We start from the raw sequence: 14,065 nt of genomic DNA, 5'->3' as shown, positions 1-14,065 counted from the left end.
AGGATCGGCGGAGACACCCTGGCAGGAGGGCTCACCGCCCTCCTGCACCTTCCGCAGAGAAGGGGGATGATTGCAAGTTAGGATACAATATGTGCCAGTTATAGATGATAGATTATCGCTATTTGATAGATTATTGAGGAGAGGGAAGAGAACACTATGGCCTTGACGATAGGAATTATTGGCTTGCCACAGAGTGGTAAGACGAGTTTGTTTAACGCTCTGACACAGGCGGGGGCACCAATCAGCGGGTACGCAACCAGCACGGTGCAGGCGAATGTGGGCGTGGTTCAGGTTCCGGATGCGCGCCTGCAGCCGCTGGCCGAGATCTTTCAGCCGAAGAAGGTGACACCGACGACGGTTGAATTCGTGGACGTGGCCGGTATGGGGCAGGCATCACAGGCGAGCAAGGATAAAAAGGAAGGGTTGAGCGCCGAATTTCTGGGCCACATTCGTAACGCGGATGCGCTGGCGATCGTGCTGCGCAGCTTTGCCAACGATAATGTGCCCCATATCAATGAAACGATCGATCCATATCGCGATCTGGAGACCCTGAATGCCGAGCTGATGATAACAGACCTGGCCTCGGTGGAGCGACGCATTGAGCGTACATCGCGCGCCGCCAAGTCCGGCGATAAAAAGTATCAGCAGGAGCTAGATATTCTGCGCCGCTTCCAGTCAGCACTGGAAGAGTTCAAGCTGGTCAAAGAGCTGGATTTAGGGCAGCAGGAGTATGCCTTGCTCAAAGAGATGTTCCTGTTGACGATGAAGCCACGCATGTATGTGCTCAACGTCAGCGAAGGCGTGCTGGGCGAGGCCAATGAACTGCTGGACAAGATCAACGCTGGAGAGAGCGTCGCTGATGAGAGCCTGAGCTCCGAGTTAAAGGGTATCGCGCGCGTGGCCCGGCAGGCAAAGAGCGAGGGATCAGAAGTTGCCGCCATCTCTGCCAGTCTTGAGGCGGAGCTGTCAGAGCTGCCAGAGGAGGATGCGCGGGAATACCTGGAGTCGCTGGGATTGCCCAAACTGGGCGCCGATCGCGTCATCCAGGTTGGCTATCGCCTGCTGAACCTGATCACCTTCCTGACTGCCGGCGAAGACGAGGTGCGCGCCTGGACAGTTACGCAGGGAGCCAAAGCGCCGGAGGCGGCCGGTAAGATCCACTCGGACATTGAGCGCGGCTTTATTCGCGCCGAGGTGGTCCACTTCAACGACTTCATCGAATGCGGATCGTTCGCCGCCGCCACCAAGAAAGGTGTGCTGCGCCTTGAGGGTAAAGAATACGTCATTAAAGACGGCGATATCGCCCACTTCCGCTTCAACGTCGGGAAATAAGTTTCAGACATGATAGAAAGTGGGGACCAGTCGCGCGACTGGTCCATAGGCGTCAAGTTAAGCAGAAAAAGTCGAGCTAGGCAAAAAAATACTCCTGTGAGACGATGAAGGTTGTGAAACACACATCACCCACAGGAGTTTTCTTATGGAAAGTATAGCATCACTGAGCCAAGCGTTGCGGGCCCTCTTTTTTGAAGACGCTGCTCGCTTGGCGAAAGAGCAACACGTCATCAAGCGGCAGCGCTGTTTTTCTGCCACCAATCTCCTCCTCGTGCTGGTCCTGGGATGGCTTCAGCATCCGCTGGCTGGTCCGAGTCAACTGGCACGCTTTGCTCACGCCGTGGGCGTCAGCGTCAGTAAACAAGCTATTGTGGGACGATTGAGCTTTCAAACAGCCTCCTGGCTTCGCCGTGTTTTGGAACAGGCAGTCTCAACACTGATCCTGTCTTCTCCTCTGACACAAGGACTCCTGGCTCGCTTCCCCGCCGTCATTTTGGAAGATGCCTCCAGTGTGCAATTGCCGGATGCACTGGCATTCCTGTGGAAGGGATGTGGAGGCAGTGGCTCGGCCTCTTCGGTCAAGCTTGGGGTACGCTGGGATCTGCGCTCTGGGCAATTGCGAGGACCACTGCTGCAAGATGGCAAAAGCCATGAAACACACAATCCTGTGCATGCCCTTGCCCTTCCGGTCGGAGGCGTGTGGGTGGCCGATGCAGCCTATTACAGCTTACGCTCTCTGCGTCAGTTGACCCAAAGAGGCATCTTTTTTGTCATTCGTCCGCGTGGAGATCTGGCGGTCTCGACCCCTGATGGCAAACGTTTGCCCTTAGCGAGGTATCTGAGCCAGCAAACGGGAAAGGTCATTGATCTGTCCGTTCGTCTTGGTTCCATCCCAGCTTTGTGGTTACCTGCTCGTTTGTTGGCGTTGCCCGTGGCTCCCGAGGTCGCAGAGCAACGACGAGCGCATTTGGTAGAAAAGGCGAAAAATCGGGGACATACTCCCTCTGCTGAAGCGCTCGCTCTGGCTCCTTGGAATCTGCTCGTGACCAATATTCCGGCGATGTTGCTGCCAGCCCAGGAAGTTCTGCTTCTGTATCGAGCGCGATGGCAGGTGGAGTTACTCTTCAAACTCTGGAAAAGTCATGGACAGGTGGATCAATGGAGCAGTGCCAATCCGCAACAGATCTTATGTGAGTTCTATGCGAAGCTTCTTGCCATGCTGGTACAACATTGGGTCCTCATGGAAAGTTGTTGGGATGATCCTCATCGCAGTTGGATGCTTTCGGCAGATCTGTTGCGTGATCAGGTTTCCCTCTTCCTTCAAGGACTCCGAGGGCGCCTCCCTTTGGAGCAAGTCTTACAACTCATTCACGAGGCTCTGGCTGCTAGTGCTTCTATCCCTCAACGAACGACACGCCCCAGCACTTCCCATCAGCTTCTTGATGGGGAGTATTGGGGCTTAACTTGACGCCTATGGACCAGTCGCGCGACTGGTCCCCACTTTCTATCATGCTTATTCGTGCTGTTTGATCAGCTTATCCACCAGGTTTCCTATCTCATGCCACAGATGGTGCTGGTAGTCCAGCATGCGTGACTGGTTGAGATCAAATTCACGGCTAGAGGCATCTTTTTTCGCGTTTTCGGCGAACTGCTGGGAAAGGGCGTGCGTCTTATCGCCGCGTCCGTGCAGGTAAACGCCCAGCTCATGTAGATCTTTTAAAAGAGCCTGATATTTTTCTTCATTGGTAGGCATACTATATTTACTCCTGAATGTAGCCGGTTATCAATAATCGCTATAAATCTATCACCATTCAACACACGGTTTCAGGCTTCGTCAAGTTTTAAGGCGTCCGCGAAACGGTTGAAGAAGTTGAAGATGCCGATGACGGTGGTCAGTTCGACGATCTCGCCATCGTCAAAGTGGGATTGTAGTTCATCCCACAGATTTTCATCCACATCGCGGGCGCTGGTAGTTACAATTTCCGCGTAACGCAGTGCGACCAGCTCGCGATCCGTAAACAGGTGTCGATGCTGATCGATATGGAAGAGGGCATCAAGCAGCGCCTCCTCCAGTCCCATCTGCCTTGCCAAGGCAGTATGCGCGTTCTCTCAATAGAAGCAGGAGTTCACCTGAGACACGCGGATAGCTAATAGTTCCTTGAGCTGTGGCTCCACGGTACCACCGCGCATAGCAGCCTCCACCAGCTGCATGGAGCTCTGCATGATATCAGGTCGATGCGCCATCGTCTTAAAGAGCGTCGTCATAGTCGAGCTGCCATCGGTAGCATACGCGGGCAGTTGTACCGAGTCATCAGGTTGAATGCGTGGCATACACATCCTCCTCCCCAAATAAACAATGGAATAATATCATTCCTATTTTATTGGACAGACGATCTGCGTGCAAGCCAGAAGTAGCAAGAACTTTAAGGATCGTCACCTGGAACGCAAACCCGTGCGTTGCTTTGGAGGAAAGTGTATGAGGAGAAAATAGGCATAAAAAAAGAAGCCAATTTGCTGGCTTCTCTTGAACACATATATAATAATAACATATTTCCGCCCAAAAATCAAGGCCGGAAGAGATCAAGGGTGCCATTCATGTTGTTGCAAAAAGATAAGATAACAAAACCGGAGTGCCCCCGAAAACCGGAACGCCCCCGAAAATCGGAATCCCCGTGTAGGGTCGACCTTCAACGGTCGACCGGGCTGCCAGCGCCAGCGACGGCAGCCCTCATGCCCCCACGACACCGCTTCCCTTGCTTCCCCCCACGTGGTTCCCACACGCCAACGTTGCGCAGGCGTACCCAAAAGCGAACGTTCCTTCTGGGGTACCACGTGGGGCGAGATGGTTTCCACGAGAAGCCGAACCGGCCGGGTACGTGGCCCGCAATCGCTGTCGCTCGCGAGCCGGTCGACCGTTGAAGGTCGACCCTACATGGGCGTTTCTCGTTGGTGGGGCGTTTCGTGTTGCTTGTCGCCTTCTCTTTTTGCAACAACATGAATGACACCCAGCGATCAATTCCTCGCGTTTTCAAGTTCGCACGTTTTTGGGTGCGATGGGCGAAGATCTAATATCAATTTTCTTTAAGGTTTGTTTATGGTTTCTGTTTGACAGGATTGAGGGCTCATGTCTACAATAAATCAGCGTGATACAAAGGAGAGCCGATCAGTGAATACAGAACATTCTCAGGAAGCAGCAGTTATTGCTCGCACCCGGATTGGTATTATCGGGGGCGGGCAATTAGGTTTGATGATCAGTGAAGCGGCCCGTAAGCTGGGCTTTGCTTCGGTGGTGGTGCTGGACCCGACGCCCGCATGCCCGGCATCGGTGGTAGCGGAGCAGATTGTGGGCAGTTTAAAGGATCCGGTGGCGCTAAGGCAGCTGGCGGACCGTGCGGATATTTTGACCTATGAAATCGAGCATATCAATACACAGGCGTTGCAGGATCTGCAGGCCGAGGGCGTAAAAATCTATCCCTCGCCAGAACTGCTGGCGATTATCCAGAATAAATTTGAGCAGAAGGAATTTCTGGCGCGGCACGACATCGCGGTGGCCCCCTACCGCTCGGTTTCTTCACAGGAAGATATCGAGCAGGCGGCCCGTGAATGGGGCTATCCGCTGGTCCTGAAGGCGAAGAAAGATGCCTACGATGGACGTGGCAACGCCCGCGTCAATGGTCCTGAGGACATCGAGAGCGCACGCGCCAAACTGGGCGATCGCGAGCTCTACGTGGAGAAATGCATCGACCTGGATAAAGAGCTCGGCATTATGATTGCCCGCAATGAACGTGGAGAGAGCGCCTCCTTCCCGGTTGTCGAGATGATCCACGAGCGCGACATCTGTCTGACGGTGCTGGCGCCTGCTCAGATTTCGGACGAGTTGCAGGCTGAGGCACGGAAGATGGCCAGCGAGAGCATTGACCGACTGGAAGGAATCGGCATCTTCGGAGTGGAGATGTTCCTGGACAGACAGGGCAAGCTATGGTTGAACGAGATCGCCCCGCGTCCGCATAATTCGGGCCACTACACCATTGAAGCATGCCAGACCTCCCAATTTGAACAGCACCTGCGAGCCATCACCAACCTCTCACTGACCCCCACGACAATGCTCTATCCAGCGGCGGTGATGGAAAACATCCTTGGAGAGCGCAACGGACCTGCCGACGTAAAGTGGTCCCATGACTATGATCACGAGCATGTCTTCCCGCATATTTATGGTAAGCGCGAAACCAAAATCGATCGCAAAATGGGGCATATTACCGTGGTCGGAGACGACCTGGACAGGGTCTACAAGCAAGCGAAGGAGGCGAGGGCAACGCTCTCGATATAGCGAACATCATGTCAGACAACCAGCAACAGATACGCGCGGCGCTCAGCCAGGAGCATGGCGTCCTGGTCTCGCCCGAGGGGATCGGCCCGGCGGCCCAAGGCGAGCCAAAGGTGTTGATCACGATGGGCAGCGATTCAGATCTTCCTTTGATGATGAAGGCGGTGGATACCTTGCGCAACGAATTCGGCATCACCTGCCTGGTACAGATCAACTCGGTCCATCGCGACCTGCGCACCGTGGTCGGACATATCGATAATCTGCCCGCCTCCGTACAGGTGATTATCGCCTGCGCGGGCGGCGCGGCCCATCTGCCCGGCAACATAGCCGACCTGCGAGCGGATCTGCCGGTGATCGGCGTCCCACGCGATCTTGGAGCACTCAAGGGCGTCGATGCCCTGCTATCGATGGTGCAGATGCCCGAAGGTGCTCCGGTCGCTGTGATGGCCATCGGGGATGCTGGCGCGGTGAACGCGGCCATCCACGCCGCCAAAGAGCTAGCGATCGCAGATCCCGCCATCAAAGAGCGGCTGCTGGCCTATGCCGAGAAGCGTAAACGGCGTGTGGCCACGCAGAACCAGACCCTCGAAAACAAATTAAAGAATTTTGGCGCGTAGCGCGTTTTGCGGTGCGGGCGCAAGCGCCCGCGCCTTGTTTTTGTTGTGGCGCAGAGAATGTGCATTGCACATTCTCTGCGCCACAACAAAATGAAACTCAGGGTCCCAACCTATGATATAATGTGAGCAACACGTTGTAGAACACTAGTTTCATATCGGAGATATATATGGGGGACCGCCTCGTTTCACCCAATATCAGTGAAGAGGAACAGCTGATTGAAGGCAGTCTGCGCCCTCGTCACCTGTCTGAATACGTCGGTCAAGAGAAGATTAAAGAAAACCTGAGCATCTTGTTGGAAGCTGCGCGTCGCCGCAATGAATCGGTGGATCACGTGTTGCTGTATGGACCGCCAGGATTAGGTAAGACGACGCTGTGTAATATTATCGCCGCCGAGATGGGCGTGAATCTGCGCACCACTTCGGGTCCGGCGATTGAGCATGCAGGCGACCTGGCCTCAATCCTGACCTCGCTTCAACCGGGTGAGATCCTGTTTATCGATGAAATCCATCGCCTGGCGCGCGCGGTAGAGGAGCGTCTCTATTCCGCCATGGAAGATTTTGCGCTGGATGTTATGATTGGTAAGGGTCCCAGTGCGCGATCGCTGCGCCTCAACCTGCCTCCCTTTACGGTGGTGGGCGCGACGACACGCGTCGGGTCGCTGACCGCTCCGTTGCGCGATCGCTTTGGCGCCATCTATCGCATGGAATACTATGACCAGGAGTCGCTCAAGCTGATCGTGGCACGTTCGGCGCGCATCCTGAAGGTGGCCGCCGACATGGACGGCATTGAAGAGATCGCCAGCCGCGCACGAGGTACCCCACGTATCGTTAACCGCCTGCTCAAGCGCGTGCGCGACTATGCGCAGGTCAAGGCCGATGGCGTCATTACGCGCGAGGTCGCCAAAGCGGCACTGGACGCGATGGAAGTAGACGAGATCGGCCTGGACCAGACCGACCGCAACATGCTGTTGACCATCATCAACAAGTTCAACGGTGGGCCCGTGGGACTGGATACGCTGGCGGCAAGCACCAGCGAAGATTCAGAGACGATTGAGGATGTCTATGAGCCCTATCTGCTGCAGTTGGGCTTCATCGCGCGCACACCACGCGGCCGTATCGCCATGCGGGCCGCATATCAGCATCTAGGCCTGGCAGCACCGGGCGGAGAAAGTGGACAGACGCTGTGGACAACAACCTGAAGATAAGTGATTTTAATTACGATCTACCATTAGAATTAATTGCGCAGACCCCGATTGAGCCGCGAGACGCTTCGCGGCTCCTCGTTGTGCGGCGCGAAGATAAAACATTTACGCATCGACATTTCCGAGATCTGGGCGAATTCTTGCGTCCGGGCGATCTGCTGATCGCCAACCAGAGCCGCGTCATCCCGGCGCGCCTGCTGGGCTATCGGCCGCAGACAAACGGTGTCGCCGAGGTCCTTTTGCTGGCCGAGCGCAACGAGCTGGGTCCAGATCACTGGGAAGCTCTGGTGCGGCCAGGACGACGGCTGCGCGAAGGAGCGATCATCCATTTCGGGCCACAGGGCCAGCCTCCCCGCCTGGTTGGTGAGATTCAGCAACGCACCGAAGCCGGTGGGCGCATCGTGCACTTCACGGTCCCCGACCAGCAGGCCGATAGCGATGATCCCTATCAACTCCTCAGCGTGCGCCAGCGCATCGATGAGGTCGGTCGCATGCCGCTCCCACCCTACATCCACGAAACGCTGGAAGATCAAGAGCGCTATCAGACGGTCTATGCGCGCATCCAGGGCTCGGCGGCCGCTCCTACAGCTGGCCTGCACTTTACCCCGGAGCTATTGGACCGCCTGCGCCAGCAAGGTGTACGCACCGGTTTTGTCACGCTGCACGTAGGATTAGATACATTTCGACCGGTTGAGCACGAAAACGTCAGCGAACACAAAATGCACAGCGAAGAGATCGAGCTCGACGCCGAGACGGCAGCTCTGATCAACGAGACCAGGCAGGCCGGTGGTCGAGTCGTCGCCGTGGGTACCACCTCGGTACGCGTACTGGAGAGCGTCGCCAGCATATACGATGGCGAAATCGCACCTTACAAAGGCAGCACCAGGCTCTTTATTACGCCCGGTACTCCCTTCAGAGCCGTAGATGCCATGATCACCAACTTTCATCTACCCCGCTCAACCTTACTGCTGCTGGTCAGCGCCTTCATGGGGAAAGAGCTAATGGAACAGGCCTATCAGGAAGCCATTAAAGAGCGCTATCGCTTCTTCAGCTTTGGGGATGCAATGCTGCTACTATAGCGCTCTGCCCTGGCGCACCCCAGGCGGGAGGTGCAGGGAGAACCATGCACCCCTCATTAAAACAAAAAGAATAGGGGACTTTGCGGCACCCCTCCTTGACGCTACAATCATACAGGTGTCAAAATAGTATATGTGAAATCACAGCAATAATTTGAGAAGAGAAGGATGCCTTTTCTTCCCCTACTTTATGCCCTGCTGACCTTATTCCGCCAGGCAGCGCATGTGTTTGAATGATATACCTTCAGGTAGGAATATAAGGATAAAAAATTTATGCGTGACATTACTATTTTCAGTGGCAGTGCTCATCAGGATCTGGCCCGGGAGATCAGTGAATATCTGGGCCTGCAGCTCTCGCCAACCCACATTCAACATTTCAGCAATGACTGCCTTTATGTTCAAATGAATGAAAACTGCCGCGAGAGTGATGTCTACCTGGTCCAACCTCTGGTCACTCCGGTTCAAGAAAACTTGATGGAGCTGTTATTTATGCTGGACGCGGCCCGTGGAGCATCCGCGGCCCGCCTGACAGCGGTCATCCCATACTATGCCTACGCGCGCTCGGACAAAAAAGACGCGCCCCGTATCTCAATCGCGGGCCGCCTGGTCGCGGATCTGCTGCAGACCGCCGGCGCCAATCGCGTCATTACGGTAGCCCTGCATGCCCCGCAGGTGCACGGCTTCTTCAGTGTTCCCACAGACCACTTAAACGCGCTCAACGTGCTGGCCCAGCACTTCCGTTCCTACAATCTGACCAACGGCATCGTCGTCTCGCCCGACCTCGGCAACGCCAAATCGGCGACGTACTTCTCGCGCCTCCTCAACATGCCAGTCGCGGCCGGCAGCAAGAAAAGGATCAGCGACGACAAGGTCGTTATCGACAGCATCGTCGGTGACGTAAGCGGGAAAGATGTTATCATCATCGACGACGAGATCGCCAATGGTGGAACCATCGTCGAGATCCTGCAGCATGTACGCGAACGCGGCGTCGGCCGCATCTTCGTCGCCTGCACACACGGCCTCTTCACAGGTAAGGCCATCGAGCGCCTCAAGAGCCAGCCCGACATCGAAGAGATCGTCACCACCAACACGGTACCCATACCGGCCGAAAAGCGCCTCCCCAACATGACCGTTCTCTCGCTGGCCCCCCTGATCGCCGAAACGATCCGCCGCAACCACAACGGAGAATCTGTCAGTAGCCTGTTCGACACCATCTAACCCCGTCATAAAGCAGGGAGGTGCAGGAGGGGCGGCGAGCCCCTCCTGCCGGGGTTTGGGGTGTCCCCAAAATCCCTTCCTCTCCCCTTGAATAAACAATGTGTGTATAATGTGCATGTGATGCTGCGGTGCGGCATCACATGCACATTATACACACATACACCACACATTTTTGAAAGTGCCCATAAAAATTTCCGCTTTTAGCGAGTGTAGAAGAATAGAGTTGGTAGAAGCCACAAAAGCGAACCACCGTAGTACTACTTTTGGGGGACTGAATGATCGACCTGAGTGATCATACACTTAACGAGCGCTTACACCGTCGCACGGCAGAGGGACGCTATGAGATCGGTGAAAGTGAGCTTGTTCTAAACATTCGAGCACAAAAGACTGCGGGCAACGATGCTGGAGTACGTTTCCTCTGCGAGGTGCTACTGCAACGCGCCGCGCCGGCCTTTCAGCGCCACACGCAGGGCTTGCGACACCGTCCAGAGTTACGGGAAGAAGCGATCGCGAACATGGGTGAGCACCTGCTACGCGAAGCGCAAGATCCGGGAGAAATATTTATCACACAAAATTTTATTCACTATCTGCGCTGCCTGTGTGTCGATGAATTTAACCGCGTTCTTCGTCAAGAGGGACTGGGCTATCGACGCGATGCTGAGGGCCGCCCCACCGGTCGGCCACAGCATGTGCCGCGCGCACTGGTGGAGACGCTACAACCGGCCCCGGCCGACGATGAAAATCAGACCACCTCGGATGTAGCGGACCCACGCGATCAGTATGAAGAACTGCACGCCGAGGACGAAAGCCAGCGTATCCTGACCTACCTGCGGGATCCGCTTGATCGCAAGATCATGACGCTGCGGGCAATTGAGGGGCTCAAGTGGGACGATATCGCAGAAGTGTGTAAAAAGACGGAGCGCACGGTCCGCCTGCGTTACGAGCGAGCGCGTAGCTATCTACGCGAATGTGTGATAAGAGAACAACACCAGCCAGCATATAAATCAGCACTGCAGCAACAATCGTAATACCAAGCAAAAGGGAACGGAAAGGAGTACTTCAGATGAACACTCCCGAATTGAAACAACTGAAAATGGCCTGGATCGCCGCTAAAGAAGCGGGCGATACCCAGGCACAGGTACGGATCCTCCAGGAGTATCCAGCTTATCAAGATGATCTGATCGACTTTATTGCTGGCTACCAGGCGACTGGTGGCAACGAAGCGGTCGATCAAAACGCCAGCCTGCTGCCATTAACCAGGCGTGCCCTGACCAGCGCGTTTGAGCGCGTCTTCGAGTCCCAGGGGGCCTTCGCAAGCCTGACTGAGCTGCGCAAGAGCCGCAACATGAACAAAGTAGCGACCGCCAGAGGACTGCGCCTGAGCGTCGACGTCTGGAACAAATTTGAGAACGGCGCCATCGAGCTGGTCAGCTTGAGCCAGCACCAGTTGGAGAAGCTGGCCCAGTTTTTTCAGGTCAGCATCGACCAGTTCAGCAACGCCCTCAATGGCAGCCAGCCGGCGATAACCATGAACCGCCGCCAGACGCGTGAAGCGGCGAGTCAGGCACGGCAGGGTCCCAAAAAGCAGAGCTTTGCTGAAGCGATTGCACGCAGCACAATGTCAAAACAAGATCAGCAGTTCTGGCAGGAATAAGCGCAGCGACCAGCCAGGTATGTCCGTTCCTATCTCCCTTTTGTGGCATAACCAATATAAGAAACGCCCTTAAACCAGCCCGGGGCAAGGGTCATGCGTCCCTCAATCAGCTTTGGCATAAAGCCGGTCAGCTCCTGAACCTGTAGCGCTTCACGGCCCATCAGAGACTGGAGCTCCGCTGGCTTGATAAACGACTCATACTGATGCAATCCTGGCACCAGACCTTGCTTGCGGAAGAAACGCTCACCAATCTGGATCAAGGCCAGCCGTGCCAGCGGCGTTCGATTAATGGTATCAAAAATAAAGATACCGCCGGGAGCCAGCACGCGCGCGATTTCATGGAGCGTCGCCTGCAGATCGCGCACATGCTCCAGCACATCCAGGCACACGATCACCGAAAAACTGCCATCGGCATAGGGCAACGACTCGGCATAGCCCTGATCGAACGAAACATTGTGCCCCAGGCGCCCTTGCAGCACATAGCGACGCGCATCGGCCAGCGCCCCCTCAGACGGATCGATGCCCGTCGCGACCGCGCCCCGCCGCGCCAGTTCGCGACAGATCAAGCCGCCCCCACATCCCACCTCAAGAATCTCCTGCTGAGCCAGCGCGTGGCGACCAAAGACACGATCGATGCGCGACTCAATATAATCACAACGATCCGAGGTAATACGGTAAAGCAAATTCTGTTTTTCATGCCATCCATAGTGAGCAAAGATATCGTTCTGTGAAGATGGGTGTGATGTCATAAATAGTGACCTACTTTCGCTATTTCATCAACAAAGTGTTAGACTTTCGTCTTATTGAGGTACGTGAGCGCCCCCGCTCGGGCGGCTGCTTGCGCAGCCGCCCTGTTTTTAGGAGTTGGTGCAACACCATGGGTGGGTGCGAATGCACCCACCCATGGTGTTGCACCAACTCCTAAAAACAAATTGAGCGCCGCAGGCGCGAAACCTATGGCTTTCAGACATATTATAAAGGCAGTATAGATAAGTAACGTGCCACCGGCAAATTTTTCACACAGGGGTCCATGGTTATGGTATACTCTTCTCTACAATGGAGCAGAAGATGTTAGATGATCAGGGTGAACGGGAGCGGGCGCATAAAGAGCAAGCCGCAGCCATTGAGAGCCTGCTTTTCGTGGCGGGACGTCCTTTAGAACGAGGCGAGCTACGCAAGCTGCTGATGGTAACCGAGGAGCAGCTAGGCGCCGCGCTAGAGGCGCTGGAACGGGATCTACGTCAGCAAGAGCGAGGCATACGCCTGCAATCGCTGGGTGAGCAGATTCAGCTTGTAACGGCGCCAGAAAACGCGCGCTACGTGGCCGCGCTACTGGGTCTTCCGATGACCGCCAGGCTGACTTCAGCGGCGTTAGAGACGCTCTCAGTGGTCGCCTATCGACAACCCTTAACACGCAACCAGATTGAAGCCATTCGCGGCGTCAACAGCGACCGGGCCTTGATGAGCCTGCTTCAGCATGGCCTGGTAGAAGAAGTGGGCCGGGCACCAACCGTGGGGCGGCCCGCCCTCTTTGCCACGACGGCCGAGTTCTTACAGCAATTCGGCCTGACATCACTGGCCGAATTGCCGGGCATCAGGCTATCCAGGCCAGTTGAAGATCACGCGGATAACCAGGATGCCGACCCAACAACCAATACACCCCAATAAAGCAGAGAATAAGGAACAACAAATTATGCGTATCGGCCGCCACATGCCCACCAATTCAAAAATGGTTAAAGCCGCCCAGACGGCTCGGCAGATTGGTTGCGAAGCCATCCAGATTTTCGCCAGCAATCCGACCGCATGGCGTCCACCCGCCGACGATCCACAGCTCTGTGTCACATTCGCCGAGGCGGCCCGCGCCTGTCAGCTCGATCCCATCGTTCTGCACGCGCCATATCTCATCAACCTTGGCACCGCCGACGATGTCGTCTGGGAAAAATCCGTCACACTCTTGACCTGGACCTTACAGCGGGGAGCGCTCCTGGGGGCTCGCTACGTCGTCTTTCATACTGGCAGTCATAAAGGTGCTGGTATCGAAGCCGGCCTGGACCGCATTGTACAGGGCATCGAACGCATCTTACCCCAGACACCTGAGGAAGTTATGCTGCTGCTGGAGAACGATGTAGGGGCGGGCAACTCGCTGGGACATAGTTTTAACCACCTCTCCATCGTACTAAACCAGCTACCACAGTACCAGCAACGGCTGGGGGTATGCCTGGACACAGCCCATCTATGGGGGGCCGGGCACGACATCTCAACCGCCGAATCGGCCCGCAATGTTCTGGACCAGTGTGATGAGACCTTTGGTCTGAAACGGCTACAGGTCATCCACCTCAATGATACAGAGAAGGCGCTGGGGAGCCACCGCGATGTACACGCACGACTGGGAGAAGGCATCATCGGCCAGGAAGGACTCAAGGCGCTCCTGCGTGATCCACGGGTGCAGCACAGCGCGCTACTCATGGAGACACCCATCAAGCTGGACGAAAACGGCAAGGAAGACTGGGAACATGATAGTCAGCAGGTCGCCCTGGCCAGAGAACTGGCCGGACTCTCAGAGCCGGCGGCGCAGCCCCACAGCGAGAACATAAGTATAGCCACCGATATACATCTTATTTAGAGATACATCGATATATGTG

The 14,065-nt window shown here is 55.6% G+C and carries 15 protein-coding genes; 11 read left to right on the top strand and 4 right to left on the bottom strand.

Annotation, left to right across the window (positions count from 1 at the left end):
* Positions 1 to 156: 156 nt before the first annotated feature.
* Positions 157 to 1,332 carry a redox-regulated ATPase YchF gene (ychF, locus tag AABA21_RS24590; protein ID WP_338254346.1) on the top strand — a complete coding sequence of 392 codons (1,176 nt, stop codon included), beginning with the start codon at positions 157 to 159 and terminating at the stop codon, positions 1,330 to 1,332.
* Between the two features lie 145 nt (positions 1,333 to 1,477).
* Positions 1,478 to 2,800 carry an IS4 family transposase gene (locus AABA21_RS24585; RefSeq protein WP_338254345.1) on the top strand — a complete coding sequence of 441 codons (1,323 nt, stop codon included), beginning with the start codon at positions 1,478 to 1,480 and terminating at the stop codon, positions 2,798 to 2,800.
* Between the two features lie 45 nt (positions 2,801 to 2,845).
* Here the strand turns inward: AABA21_RS24585 and AABA21_RS24580 are convergent, their stop codons facing one another.
* From AABA21_RS24580 to AABA21_RS24570, 3 genes are all read right to left on the bottom strand, one after another.
* On the bottom strand, positions 2,846 to 3,085 hold the full coding sequence (locus AABA21_RS24580; RefSeq protein ID WP_338254342.1) for a hypothetical protein: 240 nt from the start codon (positions 3,083 to 3,085) through the stop codon (positions 2,846 to 2,848).
* A 71-nt stretch (positions 3,086 to 3,156) separates the two neighbouring features.
* Positions 3,157 to 3,423, bottom strand: coding sequence for a carboxymuconolactone decarboxylase family protein (locus AABA21_RS24575; protein ID WP_338254341.1), 267 nt, complete (start codon positions 3,421 to 3,423; stop codon positions 3,157 to 3,159).
* 18 nt (positions 3,424 to 3,441) lie between these two features.
* On the bottom strand, positions 3,442 to 3,663 hold the full coding sequence (locus AABA21_RS24570) for a carboxymuconolactone decarboxylase family protein (protein ID WP_338254340.1): 222 nt from the start codon (positions 3,661 to 3,663) through the stop codon (positions 3,442 to 3,444).
* A gap of 835 nt (positions 3,664 to 4,498) precedes the next feature.
* Here AABA21_RS24570 and purK point away from each other — a divergent pair.
* The 7 genes from purK to AABA21_RS24535 all read left to right on the top strand — a co-directional run bounded on the left by purK (position 4,499) and on the right by AABA21_RS24535 (position 11,423).
* On the top strand, positions 4,499 to 5,659 hold the full coding sequence (purK, locus tag AABA21_RS24565) for a 5-(carboxyamino)imidazole ribonucleotide synthase (RefSeq protein WP_338254338.1): 1,161 nt from the start codon (positions 4,499 to 4,501) through the stop codon (positions 5,657 to 5,659).
* Between the two features lie 8 nt (positions 5,660 to 5,667).
* A complete protein-coding gene (locus tag AABA21_RS24560) occupies positions 5,668 to 6,273 on the top strand; it encodes a 5-(carboxyamino)imidazole ribonucleotide mutase (RefSeq protein ID WP_338254336.1) in 606 nt (201 codons plus the stop codon).
* Positions 6,274 to 6,440: 167 nt separating this feature from the next.
* Positions 6,441 to 7,472 (top strand): Holliday junction branch migration DNA helicase RuvB, encoded by a 1,032-nt coding sequence (gene ruvB, locus AABA21_RS24555; RefSeq protein WP_338254334.1) that lies wholly within the window; start codon positions 6,441 to 6,443, stop codon positions 7,470 to 7,472.
* On the top strand, positions 7,469 to 8,554 hold the full coding sequence (queA, locus tag AABA21_RS24550; protein WP_420917216.1) for a tRNA preQ1(34) S-adenosylmethionine ribosyltransferase-isomerase QueA: 1,086 nt from the start codon (positions 7,469 to 7,471) through the stop codon (positions 8,552 to 8,554). Before ruvB ends, queA begins: the two co-directional genes overlap by 4 nt.
* A gap of 270 nt (positions 8,555 to 8,824) precedes the next feature.
* Positions 8,825 to 9,769: a ribose-phosphate diphosphokinase gene (locus tag AABA21_RS24545; RefSeq protein WP_338254331.1), complete on the top strand. Its 945-nt coding sequence runs from the start codon at positions 8,825 to 8,827 to the stop codon at positions 9,767 to 9,769.
* 275 nt (positions 9,770 to 10,044) lie between these two features.
* Positions 10,045 to 10,797 carry an RNA polymerase sigma factor gene (locus tag AABA21_RS24540; RefSeq protein ID WP_338254330.1) on the top strand — a complete coding sequence of 251 codons (753 nt, stop codon included), beginning with the start codon at positions 10,045 to 10,047 and terminating at the stop codon, positions 10,795 to 10,797.
* Between the two features lie 35 nt (positions 10,798 to 10,832).
* Complete coding sequence (locus AABA21_RS24535; RefSeq protein ID WP_338254329.1) at positions 10,833 to 11,423, top strand: helix-turn-helix domain-containing protein; 591 nt, start codon at positions 10,833 to 10,835, stop codon at positions 11,421 to 11,423.
* A 29-nt stretch (positions 11,424 to 11,452) separates the two neighbouring features.
* Here AABA21_RS24535 and ubiG read toward each other — a convergent pair whose 3' ends face one another.
* On the bottom strand, positions 11,453 to 12,172 hold the full coding sequence (gene ubiG, locus AABA21_RS24530) for a bifunctional 2-polyprenyl-6-hydroxyphenol methylase/3-demethylubiquinol 3-O-methyltransferase UbiG (RefSeq protein ID WP_338254328.1): 720 nt from the start codon (positions 12,170 to 12,172) through the stop codon (positions 11,453 to 11,455).
* Positions 12,173 to 12,491: 319 nt separating this feature from the next.
* Here ubiG and scpB point away from each other — a divergent pair, with 319 nt between their 5' ends.
* Positions 12,492 to 13,091, top strand: a complete 600-nt coding sequence (gene scpB, locus AABA21_RS24525; RefSeq protein WP_338254327.1) for an SMC-Scp complex subunit ScpB — start codon at positions 12,492 to 12,494, stop codon at positions 13,089 to 13,091.
* A 25-nt stretch (positions 13,092 to 13,116) separates the two neighbouring features.
* Positions 13,117 to 14,046 (top strand): deoxyribonuclease IV, encoded by a 930-nt coding sequence (locus AABA21_RS24520; protein WP_338254325.1) that lies wholly within the window; start codon positions 13,117 to 13,119, stop codon positions 14,044 to 14,046.
* The last annotated feature ends 19 nt before the right edge of the window (positions 14,047 to 14,065 follow it).

It is taken from the genome of Dictyobacter halimunensis, assembly GCF_036245075.1.
This window is presented reverse-complemented; position numbering and strand designations above follow the sequence as displayed.

What these genes read in the sequence shown, in the direction of transcription:
- AABA21_RS24560 (WP_338254336.1), top strand. Translation starts at nt 5,668, where the DNA reads ATGTCAGACAACCAGCAACAGATACGCGCGGCGCTCAGCCAGGAGCAT.
- scpB (WP_338254327.1), top strand. Translation starts at nt 12,492, where the DNA reads ATGTTAGATGATCAGGGTGAACGGGAGCGGGCGCATAAAGAGCAAGCC.
- ubiG (WP_338254328.1), bottom strand. Translation starts at nt 12,172, where the DNA reads ATGACATCACACCCATCTTCACAGAACGATATCTTTGCTCACTATGGA.
- AABA21_RS24540 (WP_338254330.1), top strand. Translation starts at nt 10,045, where the DNA reads ATGATCGACCTGAGTGATCATACACTTAACGAGCGCTTACACCGTCGC.
- AABA21_RS24585 (WP_338254345.1), top strand. Translation starts at nt 1,478, where the DNA reads ATGGAAAGTATAGCATCACTGAGCCAAGCGTTGCGGGCCCTCTTTTTT.
- AABA21_RS24520 (WP_338254325.1), top strand. Translation starts at nt 13,117, where the DNA reads ATGCGTATCGGCCGCCACATGCCCACCAATTCAAAAATGGTTAAAGCC.
- AABA21_RS24580 (WP_338254342.1), bottom strand. Translation starts at nt 3,085, where the DNA reads ATGCCTACCAATGAAGAAAAATATCAGGCTCTTTTAAAAGATCTACAT.
- AABA21_RS24535 (WP_338254329.1), top strand. Translation starts at nt 10,833, where the DNA reads ATGAACACTCCCGAATTGAAACAACTGAAAATGGCCTGGATCGCCGCT.
- AABA21_RS24570 (WP_338254340.1), bottom strand. Translation starts at nt 3,663, where the DNA reads ATGCCACGCATTCAACCTGATGACTCGGTACAACTGCCCGCGTATGCT.
- AABA21_RS24545 (WP_338254331.1), top strand. Translation starts at nt 8,825, where the DNA reads ATGCGTGACATTACTATTTTCAGTGGCAGTGCTCATCAGGATCTGGCC.
- ruvB (WP_338254334.1), top strand. Translation starts at nt 6,441, where the DNA reads ATGGGGGACCGCCTCGTTTCACCCAATATCAGTGAAGAGGAACAGCTG.
- ychF (WP_338254346.1), top strand. Translation starts at nt 157, where the DNA reads ATGGCCTTGACGATAGGAATTATTGGCTTGCCACAGAGTGGTAAGACG.